21 protein-coding genes are annotated in these 25,734 nt (G+C 32.9%); 14 read left to right on the top strand and 7 right to left on the bottom strand.

Annotated elements, in window-relative coordinates:
* Positions 1 to 15: 15 nt before the first annotated feature.
* From QWY90_RS08140 to QWY90_RS08095, 10 genes are all read left to right on the top strand, one after another.
* Entirely contained in the window at positions 16 to 1,878 is a 1,863-nt protein-coding gene (locus QWY90_RS08140; protein WP_290285372.1) for a CIA30 family protein, read from the top strand.
* Between the two features lie 35 nt (positions 1,879 to 1,913).
* Positions 1,914 to 2,789, top strand: coding sequence for a glycoside hydrolase family 16 protein (locus QWY90_RS08135; RefSeq protein ID WP_290285371.1), 876 nt, complete (start codon positions 1,914 to 1,916; stop codon positions 2,787 to 2,789).
* 90 nt (positions 2,790 to 2,879) lie between these two features.
* Positions 2,880 to 4,391 (top strand): glycoside hydrolase family 30 protein, encoded by a 1,512-nt coding sequence (locus QWY90_RS08130; RefSeq protein ID WP_290285370.1) that lies wholly within the window; start codon positions 2,880 to 2,882, stop codon positions 4,389 to 4,391.
* Between the two features lie 154 nt (positions 4,392 to 4,545).
* On the top strand, positions 4,546 to 7,965 hold the full coding sequence (locus QWY90_RS08125) for a 1,3-beta-D-glucan phosphorylase, GH149 family (RefSeq protein ID WP_290285369.1): 3,420 nt from the start codon (positions 4,546 to 4,548) through the stop codon (positions 7,963 to 7,965).
* Between the two features lie 4 nt (positions 7,966 to 7,969).
* Positions 7,970 to 9,244 (top strand): glycosyl hydrolase family 17 protein, encoded by a 1,275-nt coding sequence (locus QWY90_RS08120; protein WP_290285368.1) that lies wholly within the window; start codon positions 7,970 to 7,972, stop codon positions 9,242 to 9,244.
* A gap of 65 nt (positions 9,245 to 9,309) precedes the next feature.
* Entirely contained in the window at positions 9,310 to 11,709 is a 2,400-nt protein-coding gene (locus tag QWY90_RS08115; RefSeq protein ID WP_290285367.1) for an MFS transporter, read from the top strand.
* 31 nt (positions 11,710 to 11,740) lie between these two features.
* The gene (locus QWY90_RS08110; RefSeq protein ID WP_290285366.1) at positions 11,741 to 12,691 is read left to right on the top strand and encodes a glycoside hydrolase family 17 protein; all 951 of its coding nucleotides are present in this window, start codon (positions 11,741 to 11,743) and stop codon (positions 12,689 to 12,691) included.
* 71 nt (positions 12,692 to 12,762) lie between these two features.
* Complete coding sequence (locus QWY90_RS08105) at positions 12,763 to 14,460, top strand: family 16 glycosylhydrolase (protein WP_290285365.1); 1,698 nt, start codon at positions 12,763 to 12,765, stop codon at positions 14,458 to 14,460.
* 255 nt (positions 14,461 to 14,715) lie between these two features.
* Positions 14,716 to 15,303 carry an RNA polymerase sigma factor gene (locus tag QWY90_RS08100; protein ID WP_290285364.1) on the top strand — a complete coding sequence of 196 codons (588 nt, stop codon included), beginning with the start codon at positions 14,716 to 14,718 and terminating at the stop codon, positions 15,301 to 15,303.
* Between the two features lie 60 nt (positions 15,304 to 15,363).
* Positions 15,364 to 15,507 (top strand): hypothetical protein, encoded by a 144-nt coding sequence (locus tag QWY90_RS08095; RefSeq protein ID WP_290285363.1) that lies wholly within the window; start codon positions 15,364 to 15,366, stop codon positions 15,505 to 15,507.
* Between the two features lie 16 nt (positions 15,508 to 15,523).
* Here QWY90_RS08095 and QWY90_RS08090 read toward each other — a convergent pair whose 3' ends face one another.
* Positions 15,524 to 16,189 carry an endonuclease III domain-containing protein gene (locus QWY90_RS08090; protein WP_290285362.1) on the bottom strand — a complete coding sequence of 222 codons (666 nt, stop codon included), beginning with the start codon at positions 16,187 to 16,189 and terminating at the stop codon, positions 15,524 to 15,526.
* 47 nt (positions 16,190 to 16,236) lie between these two features.
* Between QWY90_RS08090 and bcp the strand changes: the two genes are divergently transcribed.
* The gene (bcp, locus tag QWY90_RS08085) at positions 16,237 to 16,689 is read left to right on the top strand and encodes a thioredoxin-dependent thiol peroxidase (RefSeq protein WP_290285361.1); all 453 of its coding nucleotides are present in this window, start codon (positions 16,237 to 16,239) and stop codon (positions 16,687 to 16,689) included.
* Positions 16,690 to 16,722: 33 nt separating this feature from the next.
* On the opposite strand, the gene QWY90_RS08080 is transcribed toward bcp, so the two are convergent.
* Complete coding sequence (locus QWY90_RS08080; protein ID WP_290285360.1) at positions 16,723 to 18,189, bottom strand: TonB-dependent receptor; 1,467 nt, start codon at positions 18,187 to 18,189, stop codon at positions 16,723 to 16,725.
* Between the two features lie 135 nt (positions 18,190 to 18,324).
* Here QWY90_RS08080 and QWY90_RS08075 point away from each other — a divergent pair, with 135 nt between their 5' ends.
* Genes QWY90_RS08075 through QWY90_RS08065 form a run of 3 tightly spaced genes read left to right on the top strand, consistent with a single transcriptional unit; the run spans position 18,325 to position 20,128 of the window.
* Complete coding sequence (locus QWY90_RS08075) at positions 18,325 to 19,092, top strand: MBL fold metallo-hydrolase (protein WP_290285358.1); 768 nt, start codon at positions 18,325 to 18,327, stop codon at positions 19,090 to 19,092.
* 3 nt (positions 19,093 to 19,095) lie between these two features.
* The gene (locus QWY90_RS08070; RefSeq protein WP_290285357.1) at positions 19,096 to 19,620 is read left to right on the top strand and encodes a hypothetical protein; all 525 of its coding nucleotides are present in this window, start codon (positions 19,096 to 19,098) and stop codon (positions 19,618 to 19,620) included.
* A gap of 19 nt (positions 19,621 to 19,639) precedes the next feature.
* The gene (locus tag QWY90_RS08065) at positions 19,640 to 20,128 is read left to right on the top strand and encodes a hypothetical protein (RefSeq protein ID WP_290285355.1); all 489 of its coding nucleotides are present in this window, start codon (positions 19,640 to 19,642) and stop codon (positions 20,126 to 20,128) included.
* A gap of 35 nt (positions 20,129 to 20,163) precedes the next feature.
* Here QWY90_RS08065 and QWY90_RS08060 read toward each other — a convergent pair whose 3' ends face one another.
* From QWY90_RS08060 to QWY90_RS08040, 5 genes are read right to left on the bottom strand one after another with little or no spacing between them, the layout of a single operon-like run.
* The gene (locus QWY90_RS08060) at positions 20,164 to 20,808 is read right to left on the bottom strand and encodes an alpha/beta hydrolase (RefSeq protein WP_290285354.1); all 645 of its coding nucleotides are present in this window, start codon (positions 20,806 to 20,808) and stop codon (positions 20,164 to 20,166) included.
* A complete protein-coding gene (locus QWY90_RS08055) occupies positions 20,808 to 21,131 on the bottom strand; it encodes a magnetosome magnetite crystal formation protein family (RefSeq protein WP_290285353.1) in 324 nt (107 codons plus the stop codon). The genes QWY90_RS08060 and QWY90_RS08055 overlap by 1 nt, the downstream gene beginning before the upstream one ends.
* 6 nt (positions 21,132 to 21,137) lie before the next feature.
* The gene (locus tag QWY90_RS08050; RefSeq protein WP_290285352.1) at positions 21,138 to 22,391 is read right to left on the bottom strand and encodes a dihydroorotase; all 1,254 of its coding nucleotides are present in this window, start codon (positions 22,389 to 22,391) and stop codon (positions 21,138 to 21,140) included.
* A complete protein-coding gene (locus QWY90_RS08045) occupies positions 22,388 to 24,316 on the bottom strand; it encodes a vWA domain-containing protein (RefSeq protein ID WP_290285350.1) in 1,929 nt (642 codons plus the stop codon). Before QWY90_RS08045 ends, QWY90_RS08050 begins: the two co-directional genes overlap by 4 nt.
* A gap of 59 nt (positions 24,317 to 24,375) precedes the next feature.
* Positions 24,376 to 25,719, bottom strand: a complete 1,344-nt coding sequence (locus tag QWY90_RS08040) for a DEAD/DEAH box helicase (protein ID WP_290286949.1) — start codon at positions 25,717 to 25,719, stop codon at positions 24,376 to 24,378.
* Positions 25,720 to 25,734: the final 15 nt, after the last annotated feature.

The following is a 25,734-nucleotide window of genomic DNA, read 5'->3' as shown; positions in this document are numbered from 1 at the left end:
TAAAAAAAAAATAAAATGAAAAAAGTAAAATTTATTAATTTAAAAATCATTGTACTATTTGTATTGATTTTTTTAACTAGTATCGGTTGTACCAGAGATTTCTCTGATGACACACTAGCAACTTATCCAAAAACGGCAGAAGTATTTATAGACGGTTTTAGTGCAGGTTTAGGTTATGGTGCTTTCGGCAATACATTATTAACAGGTTTCAATGTAGATTCAGATGTTAAATATAAAGGATCAGCATCCATGAGATTTGACGTTCCAAACGTTGGCGATCCATCAGGTGCCTATGTAGGTGGTGTTTTTATAGATGGCGGTGGGCGTGACCTTTCAGGATATGATGCTTTAACTTTTTGGGCAAAAGGATCTCAATCTGCAACTATCAATGAGCTTGGTTTTGGTAATGATTTTAACCAAAACAAATATTTAGTATCTATGACAAATGTTCCTTTAGCTACTTACTGGAAAAAATATATTATTCCGATTCCAGATGCATCTAAATTAACAAGTGAAAAAGGTATGTTTTGGTACTCTGAGGGACCTGAAAATGGTCAAGGTTATACCTTTTGGATAGATGAAGTAAAATATGAAAAATTGGGAAACCTTGCCCTTCCAAGACCTGCAATTTTTAATGGCGTAGATAAATTGGAAAATACCTTCATTGGTTCTAAAACAACCATAACTGGTTTAACACAAACCTTTAATTTGGGATCTGGAATAGACCAAACCGTAGGAGTAGCACCGAGTTATTTTAAATTTGATTCTTCAAACGAAAGTGTTGCAACAGTAAGTGAATTAGGTGTTATTAATGTAATTGGTTCAGGTACTACTGTAATAACTGCAAAATTAGGTGGTGTTGATGCAAAGGGTTCTTATACTATTAATTCATTAGGTGTATTTACACCAGCACCAACTCCAACCCGAGATGCTGCAAATGTTATTTCTATTTTCAGTAATGCTTACACCAATGTACCGGTAGAATATTACAATGGTTATTACGCGCCTTATCAAACTACACAAGGACAAGCAGATATTAATATAAATGGAGATGATATTATTAGATATACTCAACTTAATTTCGTTGGTACTCAGTTCTCTCAACCTACAGTTAATGCTACAGCAATGACACATTTTCATGTCGATATTCAAGTACAAGAAGCTATGACAGCTGGGGATCATATTAGAATTCAGTTAGGTGATTTTGGTGCAAATGCAGTATATGGTGGTGGTGATGATACAAATGGGTCGGTTAATTATACTAATGCTAATTTAACAACAGGAAGTTGGGTAAGTTTTGATATCCCGCTGGCTAATTTTTCAGGATTAACAAGTAGAAGCCATTTAGCACAGATATTATTTATTTCTGATGCAACAATTTCAAATATCCTTGTTGATAATATGTATTTTTACGCACAACCTAATGCACCAACAGTTGCTGCACCAACGCCTACTGTATCTGCTGGAAACGTAATTTCTGTATTTAGTAATGCATATACTAATATCGCAGGAACTAATTTAAATCCTAATTGGGGTCAAGCTACTATTGTAACACAACCAGTTATTGCTGGAAATACAACGCTAAAATATGCCGGATTAAATTATCAAGGTATTCAACTTGGCAGCAGTCAAAATGTATCTGCAATGACCTTCTTACACATTGACTATTGGACTGCTAACTCAACATCACTTAATACCTATTTAATAAGTACCGGTCCTGTAGAAAAATCTAAAGTTTTAACTGTGCCAACTGCAGGGTGGCAAAGTGTGGAAATTCCATTAAGTGATTTTTCACCTGTTAATCTATCAGATGTCATACAACTTAAGTTTGATGGCAATGGAGATATTCATTTAGATAATATCTATTTTCATAATTAAATAGACGTAGTAAACAATTATAAAAATTTAAAAATATGAATCAGATAAATCAATTTAATAACATAAAAAAAAATATGTCTAAGCAGAATATATATACTAAATCGTATTTGCAAGCAGTAACAAAATGTTTGCTTATAACCGCTTTATTGATTGTAGCTTCAAGTTGTTCAAATGATGAAAAACAAAAAGTTACAAAATTCAATAAGTTAGTGATGCAGGATGAATTTGATACAGACGGTGCACCTAATAGCGCTATCTGGTCTTATAATATTGGAACTGGTAATAATGGTTGGGGAAATAATGAGCTAGAATATTATACCGACAGTTCTGATAATGTTAAAGTAGCAGATGGTATGTTACAAATTACTGCAAGAAAGCAAGCCTTTATGGGTTCAGAATATACCTCGGCAAGATTATTATCCAAAGGATTGTTTGAACAAAAATATGGTCGATTTGAAGCAAGAATTAAAATGCCATCAGGACAAGGAATATGGCCAGCATTTTGGTTGTTAGGAGCTAATTCTGATACTGTAACTTGGCCTCTTTGTGGTGAAATTGATATTATGGAGTATAAAGGTCAAGAACCAACTATAACTCACGGAACTGTTCATGGACCAGGTTATTCAGGAGGTAGTGCCATTACCAAAAGTTATGATTTGATTAATGACCGCTTCGATACTGATTTTCACATTTTTGGTATTGAATGGGGTAAAAATTATATAAACTTTTATGTAGATGATGTTTTATACAATCAAATTACACCAGATAAAGTTACCGGAGAATGGGTTTACGACCATACTTTTTATATGATTCTTAATCTTGCTGTTGGTGGTTCTTATGTAGGTCCACCTAATAGTGCAACAACTTTTCCTCAAACAATGTATGTTGATTACGTAAGAGTTTATCAATAAATATAAAAAAGCTAAGAGATAAGGTTAATCATAAATTTATGATTAACCTTATTTTTCAAGTTTATTAAAGATTTTATTAGACAAATCAACATGCAATTATTGAATATACATATTACTTTAAAAACATTTCCGTTTATTGGACTGTTGTTGATTTGTTGTATTTCAATAAAAGCGAATAGTCAAATTACACAAGAAAATAATGCGAATAAAGTTTTAAACTTGAAAACTATAAAAATATCAGTTTATACCACAGTAAATCATTCTAATTTAAAATTGAGTGTTGCTGATTCATTAAAACTCCAAGAATTTAAGCAACCTCTTGAAACAGATGCTTCTATCGATGTTGATCCTAGTAAAGAATTTCAAACTTTTATAGGTATAGGTGGAGCCATAACTGATGCATCTGCGGAAACTTTTTACAAATTGTCAAAAAATAATCAGAAAAAGTTTTTAGAAGCCTATTATGATCAAGAAAGAGGTATTGGTTATTCATTGGCAAGAACTTCTATTCATAGCTGTGATTTTTCGTCAGAAAGTTATACTTATGTTGCTGAAGGAGATAAATCTCTTAAAACTTTTTCTATTGAACACGATAAAAAATTTCGTATTCCATTTATTAAAAAGGCTATCGAAGCTGCAGGGAATAAGTTAATATTGTATGTTAGCCCATGGAGTCCACCGGCATTTATGAAATCAAACAATAGTATGCTAAATGGAGGTAAATTACTACCTGAATATTTTCAGTCGTGGGCAAATTATTATGCAAAGTTTATAAAATCCTATGAGGCAGAAGCTATTCCTATTTGGGGTTTAACGATTCAAAATGAACCACTAGCACTACAGCGCTGGGAATCTTGTATTTATACAGCAGAGGAAGAACGCGATTTTTTAAAAAATTATTTAGGACCAACATTGAAGAATGAAGGTTTAGCCGATAAAAAAATTATTATTTGGGATCATAACAGAGATTTATTATTTCAAAGAGCCAACGTTATTCTTAATGATCCTGACGCCTCTAAATACGTTTGGGGAACTGGTTTTCATTGGTATGAAGACTGGAAAGATGGTATACCAATGTATGATGCAGTTAAGTATGTACGTGAAGCTTATCCTGATAAAAATTTAATTTTCACAGAAGGTTGTAATGAAAGTTATAATTTAGAAAGAATAAAAAATGAAGATCCAAAGTTAGCAGAGCGATATGGAAAATCAATGATAAATGATTTTAATAATGGGGTTGTGGCTTGGACCGATTGGAACATTTTACTAGATGAAACTGGCGGACCAAATCATGTTGGAAATCTCTGTTTTGCACCCGTTCATAGCAATTCAAAAACAGACGAACTTACTTTCACAAACTCCTATTATTATATTGGGCATTTTTCAAAATTTATTCGTCCAGGAGCCAAAAGAATTTCAAGTGTTTCAACAAGTAATTCCTTATTAACAACTGCTTTTAAAAATACAGATGGAAGTTTGGCTATTGTTGTCATGAATACTAGTGATAAAAATATAAATTATAGTGTGTCTCTACTATCCAAATCGGCTAATTTAAATGCACTGGCACATTCAATTCAAACCATTTTAATAAGTAATAAATAAGCATATCAAAAAAACAGATACTTTTTGGTTTAAAAGTTTCTCAGGATTATAAGACGCCGGAATAATTTTCGTTAACTAAAGGAAATTCATCAGGACAATTAAAAATGAATTCATCAAAAAAATAAATTAAATAACTTAAGCAAACAAGGTTTCAATGGAAGCAAAGAATAGTAAAGTGGAATGGGTGACTTTCGAAAACGAGAAGTATTATAAAATATCAAATAGTGATGCAATGCGACCTTTTTTTATGAGCATTGTAAGCGATTCAAACCATTGGATGTTTATTTCAAGTAATGGCGGATTATCTGCCGGTAGAAAGGATAGTGATAATGCATTGTTTCCTTATTACACTGATGATAAAATAACAGAAAACGCTGAAGTAACAGGTAGCAAAACCATTTTTCAAATTCATTCAAATGCTAAAACTGTTGTTTGGGAACCCTTCTCTATCAGACAAACAGGCGTTTATAATACATCTCGAAACCTTTATAAAAATAATTACGGTAATAAAATAATTTTTGAAGAAATCAATGAGGATTTAAATTTAACATATAGATATCAATGGAATTCAAGTGATAAATTTGGATTTATTAAAAAGGCAACACTAATAAATAACACTCAAAATAATGTTGAAATTACCTTATTAGATGGTGTTCAAAATATTTTGCCAAATGGTGTAAATGAAGATTTGCAAAGCAGTAAAAGTAATTTAGTAGATGCTTATAAAAAATGCGAATTACTAGCCAATGTTGGAATCGGAATTTATTCTTTAAGTGCTATCATTGTTGATAAGGCAGAACCCAGCGAATGTTTAAAAACTAATATTGTTTGGTCTTCCGGAATTGAGTCGCCAACTTATTTAATCTCTTCTTTACAACTTGATGATTTTAGAAAAGGAAATGAAATTCAACAAGAAGTAGACATTAAAGCGGAACGAGGCGCGTATTTTATAAGTTCTTCAATTAACTTGGGAGCAAAATCAGAAAAGAATTGGTTTTTTGTAGCCAATGTAAATCAGACCATTTCTAAAGTCACTGAGTTAGCTGAGTTTATTAAAAATGAAAAAGATTTGGTTAGTCTTATTCAGCAAGATGTAGAATTGGGAACAAAAAATCTAATAGCATTAACAGCTTCATCCGATGGTTTACAAATCACACAAGATGAGTTAACAAATACCAGACATTTTTCAAATACTCTTTTCAACATCATGAGAGGTGGTATCTTTGACAATGGTTATACAATTGAAAAACAAGATTTTTTAAAATATTTTGAAAAAGCCAATATATCTGTTTTTAAGAACAATCACGATTTGCTTATTTCTTTGCCAGAATATTTTTCATTAGATGATTTAAAAAACAGTGCCAGCACCATTGAAGACAGTAACTTTAAACGTCTTTGTTTCGAATATTTACCACTTAAATTTAGCCGTCGTCATGGTGATCCAAGCCGTCCATGGAATAAGTTTTCTATCAATACTCGAAGCGAGATTGACGGGTCAAAAATTCTAGATTATGAAGGAAACTGGAGAGATATTTTCCAAAACTGGGAAGCATTGGCGCATTCTTTTCCTGAATTCATTGAAAGTATGATTCATAAGTTTCTTAATGCCACAACTTTTGATGGTTACAATCCGTATCGTGTTACGAAAAGCGGATTTGATTGGGAAGCTATTGAAGAACATGATCCATGGTCATATATAGGATATTGGGGGGATCACCAAATTATCTATTTACTTAAGTTTCTTGAATTTATTGAAAATCATTATCCAAGCCTTTTAGAAACACGATTTACACAAAATATTTTTGTATATGCCAACGTACCCTATAAAATAAAAAGCTATCAGGATACGCTTTTAAATCCAAAAGACACTATAGATTTCGACTATAAATTAGATGGTGAAATTAGACAATTAAGAAACGAAAATGGTTCAGACGGAGCACTTATATTAGATGCAAATTCAAATATCTATCAAGTAAATTTAACCGAAAAATTACTAGCAACCCTTTTGGCAAAAGTATCAAACTTTATTCCGGAAGGAGGAATTTGGATGAATACCCAACGTCCGGAGTGGAATGACGCCAACAACGCTTTAGTTGGAAATGGTGTTTCTATGGTTACGTTATCTTATTTAAACCGATTTATTCTTTTTTACGAAAAAGTGATTGTAAAATCAACTGTAGATAAAATAGAGTTATCAGAAGAATTGACTGATTTTTTCAATGAAGTAGTATCAACTTTAGTAAATAATAAAAATTTACTCACTGATAAAATTTCTGATAAGAACAGAAAAAATGTTTTAGATGGCTTAGGAAATGCAGGTAGCAACTACAGATTGTCCATCTATAAAAATGGATTTAAAGGTTCAAAAAAATCCATTTCCAAAAATGAGCTTTTAGGATTTTTTGAAGTACTTAAAGAATTTTTAGCGCACACCATTAAGGCAAATAAAAGAGTAGATAATATGTATCATGCTTATAACTTAATGACTGTTAAAAACGAAAATGAAGTGTCTATTTCATACCTTCCTGAAATGCTTGAAGGTCAAGTTGCCGTTTTAAGTTCAGGTATGTTATCACCAAAAGAAGCCTTACAAGTTTTAGATGGATTAAAAAGCAGTGCCTTATTCAGACAAGATCAATACAGTTATATTTTGTATCCAAACAAAGAATTACCAAGGTTTGACAAAAAAAATAACATCGCTACTGATAAGGTGGAAAAATCGCAATTGATTATGCAATTGATGCAAGATGGAAATACTCAAATCGTTGAAAAAGATGTCTTAGGACACTATCACTTTAATGGTAATTTCAACAATGCAAATGTTTTAAAAACGGCTTTATCTAATTTAAATCAAGGAAAATACAAAGCTTTAGTTGAAAAAGATTCTAGCTTATTATTAGAAATGTACGAGGAAGTATTCAATCATAAAGCTTTTACAGGTCGTTCAGGAACATTTTACGGATATGAAGGTTTAGGTTCAATTTATTGGCACATGGTTTCTAAATTGTTAGTAGCCGTTCAAGAAAATTGTTTATTAGCCATAAATTCAAAAGAAGATGAAGTAATAATTGGTAAACTTTTAGACCATTATTATGAGATTAATGCTGGAATTGGTGTGCACAAATCACCCGAATTGTACGGAGCTTTCCCAACTGATCCTTATTCACATACACCTGCAGGTAAAGGAGCACAACAACCAGGAATGACCGGACAAGTAAAGGAAGATATATTATGCAGAATAGGTGAAGTTGGTGTTTTTGTGAAAGAAGGTAAAATCATATTCAACCCACGATTGCTAAGAAGAAATGAATTTTTACAAGCTCCAAAAACATTTAATTGGGTTACAAAAAGCAATGAAAAAGCTGAAATTCAATTAGAGGCAAATTCTTTATGTTTCACTTATTGCCAAATTCCAATCATATACAAATTAGCTGATAATGATAATTTGGAGGTTCTTTTTGAAAATAATGCATCAAGTGTTTTTGAAAACCTAAGTTTAGATGAAGCAACTTCAAAACTTGTTTTTGAAAGAAAAAGTAATATTAATCAAATCATTGTGTCTTTAAAAAAGTAACAATATGAAAAACTTCCTAACTATTATTTTAATAATTCCAATACTATTAGTAGTGTTTGGATGTGGAAGTATGAAAATACCAAAAGAAGAAAGTAAAGTGATATCAAATAAAAATCTAACAGCAGCCGATATACTTGGCAATCCAAAATATTTAGCAATTTCTTACGGTGGTTTTAGGGCAACTTCGAGAGATGTTGAACCAACAATACCAGAACTAAAAGAAGACATGAAAATTCTTTCGGCTATGGGAATTAGAATACTCAGAACTTACAATGTTCATTTAAAAGAAGCTGCCAATCTTTTGGAAGCTATCAGGCAACTAAAAAAAGAAGACCAAACCTTTGAAATGTATGTAATGTTGGGTGCTTGGATAGATTGTCAAAATGCATGGACACCGTTAGCTCCAAATCATGATGTTGAAAGTGAAGCTAATGCTGTCGAAATCGCAAGAGCTGTTGAATTGGCAAATCAATACCCTGAAATCGTTAAAATTATTGCCGTTGGTAATGAAGCTATGGTAAAATGGGCCACAAGTTATTTTGTACAACCTGGCGTTATTTTAAAATGGGTAAATCATTTACAAGATCTTAAAAAAGAGGGAAAATTATCAGCCGATTTATGGATAACCAGTTCAGATAATTTTGCTTCATGGGGCGGTGGAGATCCGATCTATCATGTAGAAGATTTAGAGAAACTTATAAATGCTGTTGATTATATTTCGATGCATACTTATCCAATGCATGACACTCATTACAATCCTGCCTTTTGGGGAGTACTTGATAAGGAAGGCAATTTAACGGATACTGAAAAAATTGAGGCAGCAATGCTTCGTGCTAAAGAATATGCCATGTCACAATACGACGGTGTTTATAAATATATGAAAAGCCTAGGAGTATCTAAACCAATACATATTGGCGAAACAGGTTGGGCGAGTTTATCTAATGAGCATTATGGTAATGAAGGTTCTAAAGCAACAGATGAATATAAAGAAGCAGTTTTTTACAAACATATGAGAGAATGGACAAACAAAGCAGGTATGTCATGCTTTTTCTTTGAAGCTTTTGATGAACAGTGGAAAGATTCAAAAAATCCATCAGGCTCTGAAAATCATTTTGGTCTATTTACATTAAATGGTCAAGCAAAATATGCCTTATGGGACTTGGTTGATGAAGGAATATTCAAAGGGTTAACCAGAAACGGAAATAAAATAACCAAAACTTACAATGGAAACAAAGAGCAGTTGATGAAGGATGTTTTAGTTCCAAAAGCACTGCATTAGCATAAATCGGTAACCAAACGATTCAAAAATTGGTTATTAAATAACATCATTTTAAAAAAATAATTATGGGTTCAAATACAAATGTTAGTCAAAATAAAGTGCCCTTCGGACAGAAAGTTGCCTTTGGGTTGGGAATGTTAGCAAACCAAATGTTTCCTGCTGCCTTAGGAATCTTTATGGTTGTATTGGTTGAAAATTTAGGTATGCCAACATGGATGTGGGGTATTACTTTTTTCCTCCCTAGAATATTAGACGCTTTTATTGACCCAATTATGGGTTTTATTTCAGACAATACCAGATCTAAATGGGGAAGAAGAAGACAGTATGTGTTTACAGGAGCCATTATTATGGGGATTTCTTTTGTTGTGATGTGGCAATTATACAGGGAAAGCGGAGTAGAATATAATTTCTATTATTTTCTAATATGGTCTATTGTATTTTATTTGGGGCTATCAATTTTTAGCGTTCCTTTTGTAGCAATGGGTTACGAAATGAGTGATGATTTTCATGAACGAACTAGTATTATGGCTATATCACAATGGATTGGACAATGGGCTTGGGTAATAGCACCTTGGTTTTGGGTTGTTATGTATGATCCGACATGGTTTCCAAATGCAGATACTGCCACCAGAACTTTGGCTGTTTGGGTTGGAATTTCTTGTATGCTATTAGCGATGGTTCCAGCAATATTCATTAAAAGTAAGTCAACTAAAAACGAAGAGAGTTTTTCTCCTTTAACGTTTAGAACAATGGGAGGCAGCCTAAAAGAAATTTTTTCAAGTTTTATAGAAGCTTTTAAAAACAGTCCTTTCAGAAAACTCTGTATAGCTACTTTTTTTATTTTTAATGCTTTCAATACAGTTGCGGGCTTTACTTTTTTTATAGTTGTTTACTATTTATTTAATGGAAATTCAACAGATGCTGGCATTTGGCCAACACTTTTTGGATGTTTAGGCGCTTTGTCCACCACTTTTGTCGTAATTCCGATAGTTTCTTGGATGTCAAAAAAAATGGAAAAGAAGAAAACATTTTTAGTTTGTCAGGGAATTTCAATTTTTGGTTACATCTTGCTTTGGTTTCTTTTCATTCCGGGAAAACCCTATATGTTTATATTCGCTTTACCTTTCTTTTCCTTTGGTATCGGAAGTTTATTTACTTTGATGATGTCAATGACAGCCGATGTTTGCGATATGGATGAGTTGACATCAGGTAAACGTAGAGAAGGAATATTTGGAGCTATTTATTGGTGGATGGTAAAATTTGGTTTTGCTATTGCTGGACTGTTAACAGGTATCATTATGTCTTTCGTAGATTTCCATCCTGGGGCAGTAACACAAACTGAGGGTGCAGTTACCGGATTAAGACTTTTTTTCTCAGGAATTCCAATTTTAGGAACATTAATCGCCATGTGGGTTATGAGAAATTATGATTTGACTGAAGACAAAGCTAAAGAAATCTCAAAAGAATTAGAAAAAAGAAAAGCAATCAAACCTTCAGGTTACGCCAAAATGAAGTTGCTTTCAGAAATCAATATTAATGCTTTGTCAGAAAAGGAATTAAAAGAAAAATACCCTAACTTCTTCACAACAAAAGTTGATTTTTCTGATTTGTCAAAAGATGAAATGGATGATGAATTTACTGCTATATTTAGAAAAGGAATGCATGGCATTTGTTTTAGCGCATATGAAAATGAGCAAAGACCAGGAGATGCTATTTCTGAAGACCAAATAAGAAAAAGATTAGAGATACTAAAACCACACACCAAATGGATACGTGTTTTTTCTTGTACAAACGGGCATGAAAAAATACCTAAACTTGCAAAAGAAATTGGATTAAAAACTATAGTAGGCGCTTGGATAAGTAATGATATCAAAGAGAATGAAATAGAAATTAAAAATCTGATAGAACTAATGCAAAATGATTTAGTTGATATCGCTGCAGTTGGAAATGAAGTGCTTTACAGAGAAGAATTGAACGAACAAGCAATCATTAATTACATAGAGCATGTCAAAAAAGCAACCAAAAATACACCTGTAGGCTATGTGGATGCATATTTTGAATTTGTAAACAGACCAAAATTAACTGCAGCTTGCGATGTTATTCTTGCTAATTGTTATCCTTTCTGGGAAGGCGCTGACATAAGAATCTCCGGATTCTATCTTCAAGAGATATACCGAAAAACACTTGAAGCCGCACAAGGGAAAAAAGTAATTATAGCAGAATCAGGTTGGCCAAGTGAAGGAGAAGTAATTGGTGGTGCAGTTGCTTCAAAAGAAAATGTAATGAAGTATTATATTAAAACACAATTGTGGGCTCAAAGAGAGAATATTGATTTATTTTATTTCTCTTCTTTTGATGAATCTTGGAAAATACAATCCGAAGGAAAAGCAGGAACATCATGGGGATTATGGGATGATAAAGGATACTTTAAGTATAAAAATCTAATTATCCAGAGCCAAAAGTAGATGAAAAGTATTAATTTTAATTTAACTAAAAATGTCATATAGAAAAGACTATCTGTCTTCAATAAATGAAACAAATTATGCACAACAGATTGGTAACTATATCCAACATGATAGTGTAGATTTAAGTACCTTCTCAACAGAAAAACTAGAACAATTATGGCTAGATACTCTGAAAAAAGGAATGCATGGTATATGTTTTAGTATGTATGAAGACGGACAAAAACCAGGAGATATTATTTCAGAAGAGCAAGTTAATAGAAGAATTCAAATCATAAAACCTTATACCAAATGGATTCGTTCTTTCTCTTGCGTTGAAGGGAATGAACATATTCCTAGAGTTGCACATAAAAATGGACTTAAAACTTTAGTAGGTGCTTGGTTGGGCAATGATAAGGAAATGAATGATGCAGAGATCGAAGGACTTATTACTTTAGCAAAAGAAGGATGTGTTGATATAGCAGCTGTTGGTAACGAAGTTATGTATCGTGGTGATTTAACAGAGGATGAATTACTAGACTATATCAATCAGGTTAAAGAAGCTTTACCAGGAATTCCTGTTGGTTATGTTGATGCTTATTATGAGTTTTCTCATCGACCAAGAATTACCGAGGCTTGTGATGTAATTCTTTCTAACTGTTATCCTTATTGGGAAGGTTGTGATATTGATCATTCATTAGCGCACATGCAAGCCATGTTTGGTCAAGCAGATCATGCTGGAAACGGTAAAAAAGTCATCATCACCGAAACAGGGTGGCCGAGTGAAGGAGGTAGCTTAAGAGGTGCTTTTTCATCAAAAGAAAATGCAATGAAATATTTTATCAATGCCCAACTTTGGTCAGCTAATGATAATATTGAAATGTTCTATTTTTCCTCTTTTGATGAATCATGGAAAGTTGGAGCCGAAGGCGATGTTGGAGCCTATTGGGGACTTTGGAATAAAGACGAAAAATTAAAATTCATAGATGATGTAAATGATAAATAAAATGGTAAAAGAATTTAAGCATAGATTCTGATATAATTTAGTTTTTTAAAACCCCAAAAAAAATAATTGCAATGAAAAAAAAGACACTATTTCAGATTTTCATATTCTTTCTGGTTACACAATACACCTTTTCACAAGTTGATGTGGTTTATAACAATTTAGTTTGGTCAGATGAGTTTGATACAAACGGTCCCATAAATTCTAATAATTGGTTTCAACAAACGCAGTTGCCTTCTGGCGGTAGTTGGTTTAGCAACGAAGTGCAGCATTATACTAATCGTATACAGAATTCTTATGTGAATGGAGGTTTTTTAAATATTGTAGCTATAAAAGAAAATTTTACAGATCAAGGATATACAAAGGAGTATACTTCAGCTAGATTAAACTCTAAATTTGCTTTCAAATATGGTAGAGTAGATGTTAGAGCAAAGGTACCAATCGATGCAGGAACATGGCCAGCAATATGGATGTTAGGTAAAAATATAAATGAAGATGGTGCTTTTTTCGATGCAACATACGGAACTACAAACTGGCCAGCATGTGGTGAAATTGATATTATGGAGCATGGGATTTTCCCATCTCAACCAGTTAATTATATTCAGGGTACGCTGCATACACCTTCCTCTTTCGGAAATTCTATGAATAATGGTGGTACAATTGCATCTGATTTACAAAACAATTATCATATCTATTCTATGAATTGGTCACCTTTTCAAATATCATTTCTTTTAGATAATGTTGTGTATTATACTTATAATCCTGCTATAAAAAATACAAGTACTTGGCCTTTTGATGCAGAACAATATTTGTTGTTAAATGTTGCAATGGGGGGAACTGCCGGTACAATATCTCCAAGTTTTACGCAAGCCGCAATGAATATAGATTATGTCAGAGTTTATCAAAATACTTTAGTTGACACTCAAGCTCCAACTAATTTCACAGCTACTGTGGGAGCAGTTACTGGCTCGACTATAGAGTTACTGTTAAATTCAAATGACAACTCAGGTACAGTAGTTTATACCATAACCTATGGTTCAACTACTATTTCTTTTGCCAATCCATCCGGTGTTCAAAAATCAGTAATAATACCAAATCTATCACCAAATACTAACTATACTTTTACTGTTTCGGCAAGCGATTTGAATGGAAATGCTTATGTTAATAATCCTATCACACTAAACGCAACAACTACTGCAACAGTATCATGCTCAGGCACTGATAATCAAGCACAGATAGCAACATCATTCACTACAGGTTATAATTATACATTCGAAACCATCGGAACAGATGTTAAAATTAATTTTGAATTGTTGGATACAGGCAGAGTAGGTTTAGTAGCTTTTCTATGGAAACAAAGCCCTTTTACTGAAACTCAAATGACTAATGTTACAGGGAATATTTTTACCCAAACCATAACAGGTCAAACTATTGGTGCAACAATTAATTATGCTTGTAAATTTGCTTATTCTAATGGAGCATCAGTAACAAGATATATTTCTTATGTGGTGGGAAGTAATTGTTCGTTAGGTATAGAAACTCCGTCTGAGTTGGAAGGATTTACGTTTCAAAACCCTGCTAATGAGTATGTGCATATTAATTCAAAAATTGCTATAGATAAGGTAGAAATATATAATATGCTAGGTGCTATGGTTGTTACTACAAGCGAAACAACTAATGAAGTGGATATAAAAAACCTATCCAAAGGAATCTATTTATTAGCTGTTTATTCAGGTGCTCAAAAATGTGTTAAGAAATTTATAGTAGAATAGGTAGCATTGGTATAAGGTTAATGATGAAATCTATTCTTATGAATGATAAAGCAATAAATATTTTTTAAAGAATTAGATTACATTATTTTAATTGAATTAAATAAAAGCAATAAAAATTATTTTTTTATTTGCTTATTTAATAAAAATTATGTTAAATTTGGCTTACATATAACTATTAAACTGCATTTGCCTATAAAAAAAATTACTTTTTAGATTAAAAAATCTCTTTTTTAACCCTTACTAAAAGGTAATATTATGGCTAAATCAAACCTTTCTGATGCAATATTAGTTAATAACTATATAGCTGGTGATGAAAATTCTCTTGCTTTATTAATTGACAGACACCAATCCAAAATTTACGGATATATCTTTTCTAAAGTTTCGGATAGAGATTTAACGGAAGATATTTTTCAGGAAACTTTCTTTAAAGTTATTCACACGCTGAAAACCAAAAAATTCTACAATGAAGAAGGTAAATTTCTATCTTGGGTTTTGCGTATAGCAAGTAACCTTATTATAGATAAATTTCGTAATGACAAAAAAATGCCTCTAAAAAGAGATACAGAAGAATTCTCTATTTTTTCAAATATAAAAGACAATTCGCTTGATATCGAAAAAAAATTAATCAAAAGTCAAGTTGACATTGATTTAAAAATGATAATTCAAAAGCTACCTCACGATCAAAAAGAAGTGATTATGATGCGTTATTATTCAGACATGAGTTTTAAAGAAATAGCTGATTTTACAGGTGTTAGCGTTAATACAACCTTAGGAAGAATGCGTTATGCTATTACTAATTTAAGAAAAGTTATTGAAAAAAATAAAATTTATTTGCCATCTTAAACAATAAAATATATTTTTTTGCGTTATTATATAAATCAATTAAACTCAATTAATTTTTATATGGCAAAACTCTACTCTAAAAGAAAATTAGCACCCAAAAAAATGTTACCAAAAAATGAAACTATTCGTTTTATCCTTCAATATTCTCGTGCATTAAATATTGTTAAGATTGGTAATATTAACTTTGATTTCATAGCTAATTAAGACATCCCGTCTCGTACTAAAGGAGACGGGATTTTTTTTTATAATACTCATCCAACACCGTTTTCCTTCCAATTAATTTTGTAATTGAATCTTTCTCTAAATCCCAGCCTCGTGCCGGACAATATTCTCTGCCATACCAAATAATCTGAAGGTGCAATTCGTTCCATAATTCTATTGGAAAAATAGCTTTGGCATCTTTTTCGGTTTGCACTACATTTTTTCCATTTGTTAAATTCCAGCGATACATCAAACGATGAATATGCGTGTCAACTGGAAAAGCTGGAACTCCAAATGCTTGAGACATTACAACACTAGCTGTCTTATGCCCTACAGCTGGTAAAGCTTCCAAGGCTTCAAATGACTGCGGAACCAGCCCATTATGTTTTGCGATTAATATTTCTGATAATCCATGAATTCCTTTTGACTTCATTGGTGAAAGTCCACATGGGCGAATTATTTCCTTAATTTCTTCTACCGAAAGTTTCACCATATCATATGGATTATCAGCTTCTGCAAATAGGATAGGAGTAATTTGATTTACTCGAACATCAGTACATTGTGCCGAAAGTAAAACGGCAATGAGTAAAGTGTACGGATCTTTATGATTTAGTGGAATTGGAATCTCGGGATAAATTTGTTTTAACGTATTTATAACAACTGTTGCACGTTCTTGTTTTGTCATTTTAGTTTAAATTTGAATGTAAATTTATAAAACTAATATATCAAAATATGACAACACTACAAAAAGAAGATAAAGCACCTGATTTTTCGGGTTTTGATCAAGACAATAAATTTCACCAATTAGAAGATTATGCTGGAAAGAAGCTGGTTGTTTTCTTTTATCCCAAAGCAGACACTCCAGGTTGTACTGCAGAAGCTTGTGATTTGAGAGATAATTTTGAACGTTTTAAAGCTAACAATTATGAATTACTTGGTGTAAGCGCGGACAGTGCCAAAGCTCAAGGCAAATTTAAAACCAAATTTAATCTTCCTTTTCCATTGATAGCAGATGAAGATAAAACAGTCATTCAAGCTTTTGGGGTTTGGGGACCAAAAAAATTCATGGGAAGAGAATATGAAGGCATCAACAGAACTACCTTTATTATCAACGAAGAAGGAATAATTGATGAAGTTATTACCGATGTTAAAACTAAAGCACACGCTGCTCAAATATTAAAATAAATAAAAGAGCCAAGATATTTCTTGGCTTTTTGTTTATGCTTTTTGCAATATTTTATCTGGATTATACCCGAATAGTTGGTGTTTCTTTATAATTTCTGCAATCCCTTCTGGAAGTAGTTCTTCCCAACCAGGAGTACCTGTGTTAATCATTTTTAAAACTTCACGAGAGAAAATTTTAAGATGTGATTTATCAAAATCAGTGATATCTACTACTTTTCCATTATAAGCAAAGAATTTATACAATTCTTTCATCCTTGGGTGTACTTTTAGATTTTGAGAATTAATAATCTCTCCGTTTTCATCTTCCATTGGATACAAGAATACTTTTAAATCACGATAAAATAGTTTTCCAAATGCTTCTAGAATTCCACCACTCAAATGACGATAGTATTTTTCATCAAAAATGTCAACCAAATTATTCACTCCCATTGCTAATCCCATTCTGGCTTTGGTATAACTAGCAAAATATTCAACCACTTTATAATATTCTTGGAAATTTGAAATCATTACGGTTTGACCTAGCGCACACAACAGTTCAGCTCTATCCATAAAATCTCTTTCATCAATTTCACCTTCAGAACGTAAATTTGATAAAGTAATTTCAAAAACTACTAAAGCATTTTCTTTTTCAACTTTGCTTTCTTCTAAGAACATTTTCAATGATCTTTCATACATGTCCATATTTACTTGAGTAACTGGACGGAAACTTCCTCTTAATGCTAAGATATTTTTTTTGTATAAAATAGAGGCAGGAAGAATATTTTGACCATCTGGACCAAACATCACCGCATCTGTCATGCCATTTTTTACTAACTGCAAACTCATTAATCGATTATCAACATTTGCGAAACGCGGACCTGAAAAGTTAATAGTATCAATCTCAAGCTGGTCTTTATCTAAATGATCATATAAGTAGCGCAATAATTTTTTAGGGTCATTATACTTATAAAAAGCACCAAAAATCAAATTCACACCAAGTACCCCAAGAGTTTCTTGTTGCAATCTGGCATCATTTTCTTTAAAACGTATGTGTAATGTGATTTCGTTGTAATCTTCTTCGGCTTCAACTTGGTATTTTATTCCAACCCAACCATGACCTTTAAATTGTTTTGCAAAATCAATTGTGGAAACCGTATTGGCATAACTGAAAAACATTTTGTTTGGATGTTTGTCTCTACTTAATCGCTTTTCAATCAACTGAACTTCGTGACTTAACATGTTTTTCAAACGACTTTCAGTCACATATCTACCATCATCTTCAATGCCGTAAATAGCATCACTAAAATCTTTATCGTAAGCAGACATTGCTTTTGCAATTGTTCCAGATGAACCTCCCGCTCTGAAAAAATGCCTTACTGTTTCCTGACCAGCACCAATTTCGGCAAAAGTTCCGTAGATATTTTCGTTAAAGTTTATTCTCATTGCTTTGTCCTTCAATGATGGAACTTGCTCGATAACTTTATCTCCTTTAAGTTTAATATATGATTCAGATCTTTCCATAAAATGTTTAATACAATGCAAAGTTACTAAAATACCTATTTTTATAAAAGATAATTAACGCCTATTTTTGTAATTATTTACATTAAAAAAATTACTTTTATAAATAAGTAAAAAAACATTAAATATTGTGCTCCTATGCAAGTCTATTTTCTGGGTACCGGAACTTCACAAGGCATTCCTGTTATAGGGAGTAATCATTCAGTTTGTAAAAGTGTTGATTCAAAAGATAAAAGATTACGCGTTTCTGTGTGGATTACTTGGGATGATAATTCTATAGTGATTGATTGTGGCCCCGATTTCAGGCAGCAAATGCTTACTTCAGGATGTGAAAAACTCGACGCCATACTTTTTACCCATGAGCATGCTGATCATACTGCAGGTTTGGATGATATTAGACCTTTTTTCTTTAAACAGAAAAGTGACATTCCCATTTATGGACATCAACGGGTATTAGAAAGTCTGAGAAAACGATTTGATTATATTTTTGAAACAGAAAATAAATATCCAGGTGCACCGGGAGTTCAAACTTTTGCGGTGACTAATAATGAAAAATTTAAAATTGGGCAGACAGAAATTATACCTATACAAGTTAATCATGGAAACCTTCCGGTTTTTGGGTATCGAATACAAGATTTTGTATATTTAACAGATGTAAAAACCGTTGATGTATCGGAAATTCAGAAGCTCAAAGCTGTAAAAGTACTGGTTGTTAATGCATTGCGTGAAGAGCCACATCATTCACATTTTAGTTTGCAAGAAGCATTAGATTTTATACATTTGATTCAGCCGGAAAGAGCTTATCTGACTCACATAAGTCATCTAATGGGCTTTCATGAAGAAGTGCAACAACGATTGCCAAAAAATGTTTATTTGGCTTATGATAATTTAAAAATAACGCTTTAGTTTATGAGAAAATCACTGTTTTTATATCTTTTTATTATCGCTGTTTTGATGAATGTTTTTACCTATAAATATTTTACATCAAAAGAAAAAAGTGAGTCGAAATCTAATGTTGAGGAAATTGATAATTCATTATTAACTTCCAAAGTCTTGTCTGATAGTATTACTCACTTATCTGATAAACTCTATGATGCCAATACGTTTTCTTTAGAAAATAATGACAGAGCACAAAATTATTTGTACGAAAGCAACAAAATAAATGATCTTCCGGCTTTTGCTGAAAAAGTAAAGCAAGCGCTTTTGAGCTATAATGATAGCCCGGAAGGGAATAAATATACAGATCAGGTTAAGATGGGTAACCAAAAGTTTATCATTAATAGTGTAAAACTTTTGAATCATCGTTGGATAATTGCCAATTACAGTAATGGCGAACTTTGGGGTGAAGTGTTGTTGAAATATTTTGTTGAAGAGAATGGCAGTATTTCATTTGAAATAATGAATTCTTATTTATATCCTGCTGCATTAAATTAGTAGTTAACACCAATCGAAAATGAAAAAAATCATACCGCTTATAATAATTTTATTACTTGTTAGTTCTTGTAAACTAATTGATAAAAATGATGATGCAGATGAAAAGCTTGATAAAGTTGCTACGGCAAAAGATTCTACAATGGTTAATGATAAAGATGAAAATGGGTGTTTGGCCTCTGCCGGTTTTGTTTGGTCAAAAGTAAATAAAGAATGTGTAAAATGCTTTTCCGGAATACAGTTGAATCCAACAGACAATCCAAATAATCAAGATGAGACTTTGAGTGCTTACGTGTTGTTCAACGAAGATGCCAGTATGGCTGAAATTTTTCTTCCTAAAGATACCGCTTCAATAGTTTTGTCTAGGGTAGCAGAAGGTAAACCTTGGGTTTTAAAAGAATGGCAATTAATACCTTGGAAAGGTTATGTGCTCAAAAAAGGAACTACAACTATGTTTTCTGGCGATGGTGAAATAGGGAAAAAGGAAATAGAAACTGATACAGAACAATAGAAAAAAAGGTCTTGAATTTCAAGACCTTTTTTGTTTTATGATTGCAACCAATTTTTAAAATCAAAAAAGTTTTGTGGTGAAACGCCATGACCAACTGGATATTCTTTGTAGACTACAAAGATGCCCAAATTCTCTAAGACAGGTATAGATTTTCGAGCCCATTCAACCGGAATAACCTGATCAACTGTTCCATGAGAAGCAAAAATTTTTAAATTACTGAAGTCATTTTCTTTAAAGTTGTCTACTGCAATTTCAGTATTCAAATAGCCACTTATAGCAACCACACGCTGCACTTTTTCAGGATAAGATAATCCAACAGCATAACTCAAAATAGAACCTTGACTAAACCCAATTAACGTTACGTTTTGTAAATCAATAGGATAATTAGCAACTAATTCGTCAATAAAATTAGCAATCTTGTCTCTGGATTTTTTGGCTTGTCCAATATCTGAAAACTTATTTTCATCAGCATCAAAATTTATTGCATACCAGGCATAGCTGCCATACATCATATCAAAAGGAGCACGAGCTGATATCACAAAATATTCATCAGGAAGTTCAGTGGCAAAAGAGAATAAATCTTCTTCATTACTGCCATAGCCGTGAAGCAATAAAAGCAATGGGTTTTTGTCCAATTTTATTTTAGGTTCTCTGACAAGATGGTGAAGCGATAAACTCATTATAAACTTTTAAAAGTAGATTGAAAAAATGGACCAACTAATGGCAATACTCTTTTTTGTCCTTGAAGTGCTCCGGTAAAGCCATATATCCAAAGAATAAAATAGAATAGGTAAAATGCTGACGTTGCTGTCCAACTATCGGCATAGCCCACAAAATAGCCAAGCAAAAAGAAAGAAATAAACAACCCTAATGCCTGTCTGATGTGAAAAGAACCAAATTCGCTTTTGTTTTCCTCTTGATTCATAAAGATAGCAATCACACTGCCAATTATAGTTATGTAAGCAACAATTGCTGTATTTTTAGATTTGTCAATATTTTCCATAGTTGTTTATGATAAAATTAATTTCCCTTGATTATATATCCCAATAGCTTTTCCTTTCATTGGTTGTCCAAGGAAAGCTGAGTTTTTTGATTTTGATGAAATATGTTCTTTGCCAAATGTCCACTTGTCTTCTGTAGTAAACAATGAAATAGAAACTTTGTTATTTTCTTTAATGCTATGAATTTCAGCGTTTAAAATAGTTTTACCAAAAGTTAATTTTTCTATTATTTTATCTAAAGGCAATACGGTTAGCAATGCTCCAAATGCACTTTCCAAACCTATAGTTCCATTTTTAGCCAAATCAAATTCCATCTTTTTGTTTTCAATGTCAATTGGATTGTGGTCAGTTGTGATGCAGTCAATTGTATTGTCTTTAATTCCGGCAATTAATGCTTTTCTATCTTCTTCCGTTCGCAGTGGTGGTGATACTTTATATCTGGAATCAAAACCCTCCAGTTTTTCATCAGTTAAAACCAAATGATGTACAGCAACGCTACAGCTAACGTTTAATCCTTTCTTTTTAGCTTCTTTAATTAAGGCAACTGATTTGGCCGATGATATAGTTGGAATGTGTAATCTTCCACCTGTATATTCCAATAAGAATAGGTTTCGGGCAACAATCAGTTCTTCAGCTAAGCTTGGTATTCCCTTTAATCCTAATCGTGTAGTAACGATTCCTTCATTGGCAACGCCATTTCCTTTGATGCTTTCATCTTGGCAAAATGCTATCACTAATCCATCAAAATCCTGTACATATTGCAAACTAATTTTCATCAGATTAGCATTTGATAAACTTTTGTTATAATCCCCAAAAGCTACTGCTCCTGCATTTTTCATATCAAATAGTTCGGCTAAATCTTTTCCTTCGCTTGCTTTAGTCAATGCGCCAATCGGGAATAACTCCGTAGCAAAGCCGTCAGCTTTTTGTTTTACAAAATGTACTTGTGATTGGTTATCAATAATAGGATAGGAGTTGGGTTGCAATGCTATTCCTGTAAATCCACTTTTTGCCGCAGTTTCCAAGCCATTAGCGATGGTTTCTCTGTCTTCAAAACCTGGTTCGCCAAAAGAAACACTAGTATCAACCCAACCTTGAGAAATATGTAACCCTTCATGTTCAAATTCCTGATGTGTTTCCGATTTTGGCAATGAAATTCCAATTTTCTCAAAGATGCCATTTGTAATTTTTACATCAACAGTTTGATTATGAAACGGACTTTGTGGGTCAATAATCTTGGCTTTTCGGAGGATTAGGTTCATTTTACAAATTTTTGAATGAGCAGTTCTAATGCTAAAAAGAGTAACGTTAAAATCACAAACCATTTCCAGATTTGCGTATCGGTTCTATCGGTCTGAATGGTATTAAATACGGTTTCAATAGCATCAATTTCTTTAAAGTTGCTAGCGACATCAGGGTTTGCCAATGCCAAATTACTTTCAGTTCGATTATAATTAAAACTTATATTTTGCACCAGATTTGCTCCGTTAAAGATACTAAAATTTCCAGCTTCAGTTGGACTGTCATTAAATGTCATTTTGACTTTCGTGTTCAACAACTGTTGTATGGGAATAAAACTTTCGGCATTGTTTTTTACCGTTAGAATCTCGTCTTTTGATAACAAAGCATCCACTACAAAAGGTTTGTTTTCTCCAATAATCATTGCAGTAACACTAGTTTTCTGACTGCTTTGCGCCATGTTATAAAACGTCGGGACAATTAGTGGCGAGTTTTGAAAATTACTATTGGCTTTGTCGATTGGTGCCGCAAAAACATATACTGAGGATAAGTCATTTGGCAAGGAAGTCAGAAACGTACTTTGATCATCATATGTCAATATAGCCGGAGTTGTACTAGTCAAACCAAAAGCTGTTTTAGTAGATGGATATTGAAAGTTGTCAATCTTCTTTTCAAAAACGGAACTGAACAAGGGATGATTGAAATTGATTTTAGTCACTTTCTTTTCACCGGAAGTTGCGGTTTTAAATTGTAGCGTACCAAAGTTAACCATAAACGAATTCAACTGAGTGGTATTGCTTTCCTGCGCCGGAATGACAATAAGGTTTCCGCCTTTGGTTACAAATGATTTTAAGGTAGTTTGTAACGCTTGTGGAATGTCTTTTAGTTCATTCAACACAATCGCATCCTGCTTTTCCAATAAGTTATAATCCAAATTGGCTAATGGGAAGTTATTGAAATTGAACTCGTCATTCGTATAAATTCGGGCTAAAAAATTGCTTTTATCTGCATCGCCAATGCTAATAACATTGGTTAAACTTGGCTTAGAGATGCTAAAATAATAGGTGTTATCATACGCCAAACCTTTATCTGCTATCGAAACATAACCATGAAAATCTTCTTTTGGAATGGTGAAGTTGATGGTTTTGGTATTCGTTTCAAAGTTGAGCAACGTTTTGGCTACTAACTTATTTTTATTGTATAACGAAATCGGAATATCTTTAAAATCGGCACCATTTGCGGAGAGTTTTATACCAATATCATAAAAGCTGTCTAATGTTTGTTGGATGTAAACACTATCAATAGCGATGTTATTCTTTTGTTCCGCTTCGGGAATGATGAAGTAGACATTATCTTCTTTTCTGAAGCTTTTGGTTTGATTGGTTTCTAAACCAACAGCATCGGTAATCACGATTATATCTTTGTTGAAAGCTGATTTGCGCGCATTAACTTTGGCAATCAAATTATCCAAACGAAATGCCGATGCACTGTATTTCAAGTCTTGCAAATCTTTCTGAACGCTCTTAATATCGGTGTTCCAATAAGTATCAGAAGTAGTAATTAGTGAGAAGTTCTGCGCGTCCGGAGTGTGTTCCAATAAATCCTGAACGGCACGTTTTAAAAGTTCTCCTTTTTTGCCTTTGGCCTGCATGCTATAGGAATTATCCAAAATAATATACATCTCGTTCGTATTCTTTTTACTGTCTTTGGCAGCAAAGAACGGTTGGGCAAAGGCTAAAATCAAAAAGGTAAGTAGTAATAGACGAGTTAAAAGCAACAGCCATTTTTTGATGGTGGAGCTTTTACGGGTTTGTACTGAAAGTTCTTTTAGGAATTGTACGTTAGTGAAATATTCTTTCTTGAAACGACGCAGTTGAAATAGATGAACCAGAATTGGAATGACCAATAAGAAGAGAAAATAAAGGACTTCTGGGTGTTTAAACTGCATTTATTTAAAGTTTGTCAAAAATAGTAATCAATTGTCAATTATCAATTATCAATTATCAATTATTTCTTCTTCCTTTTCGCTGCTCTTGTTTTCAATATATTTCTATTGACTGACGTTCCGGTTTTTTTCTTGGTTTTTGATGGGCCACCAAGATTCACTTTTGAATTCTTTTTTGCTTTTTCATGAAAAGAAGCGCCACCTTCGAGTTTGTTGGTTTTCAAAATAACCTTTAGTTTCTTTTTGTCTTTCTCAAATTCTAATAGGCGCGTAGCGACTTCCACGGTTGTTGGCAAATCTAAAATCTTGATTTCTTTATCCATCAGCATTTCTGCTTCTATTTGGATTTCCTGTTCACCCGGACTAATTAAACTAATCGCAATTCCTGATTTGTCGGCACGACCGGTACGACCAATTCGGTGAATATATTGTTCTGGCACTTCCGAAAACTCAACGTTGATAACGTGTGTCACATCCGAAATATCCAAACCTCTTGCCATAACATCCGTAGTAACGATTCCTCTGATTTCTCCAGCTTGAAACGAAGCCATCGTTTGTAAACGGTAATTCTGTGATTTGTTTGAATGGATGATTCCAAATTGCTCCGGATAAAGTTCCTCCAGCTTGACGGCTAACAAATCGGCCGTTTTTTTATTGTTTACAAAAAGCAATACTCTTTCGAAAGCGTCGTCTTTTAGTAATTCTACAATTAGGTTTATTTTGGTTAAAAAGTTAGGTACAAAGTAGCCTAGCTGTTCTATTTTTTCTAAAGGTGTTCCCGATTTTTCAAGTGTAACTTCCTCGGGAAAATCGAAGTAATCTTCTAACATATCATCAACCTCATCCGTCATAGTTGCCGAGAATAAAATGTTCTGGCGTTTAGTTTTTATCATCGATAGGATAGAAGTAACCTGAGTTCTAAAACCTAAATTCAGCATTTCATCAAATTCGTCAATCACCAGTTTTTGCAGACTGTCAAAGCGGATTACATTATCTAATGCCAAATCCATTACACGACCAGGAGTTCCTACCAAAACATCAATTCCCTGATAAACAGATTTCTTTTGTGTGTTGATATTCACACCACCATAAACGCCTAAGGTTCTAACCGACATGTATTGTGTTAGTTTTTCAACTTCTGCGGCTATCTGAACTACCAATTCACGTGTTGGAACTAAGATTACAATTCTTGGTGTATCTGTGGCAACAAACTTCCATTGTTTTAGAATTGGCAATAAATAAGCAAAGGTTTTACCGGTTCCTGTTTGTGCAATTCCCATTACATCGCGTCCTGACATAATCACTGAAAAGGATTTCTCCTGAATTGGAGTTGGCGTGGTTAGCCCTAATTCGTCGATGGCTTTTTGTAAAGATTTTGGAAGATTGAATTGCTCGAAAGTGCTCATTGGTATTGTAATTTG

Source organism: Flavobacterium paronense (genome assembly GCF_030409795.1).
GTDB classification, from domain to species: Bacteria; Bacteroidota; Bacteroidia; order Flavobacteriales; family Flavobacteriaceae; genus Flavobacterium; species Flavobacterium paronense.
The sequence above is the reverse complement of the archived record's forward strand: the minus strand, read 5'-3'. Positions and strand labels throughout refer to the sequence as shown.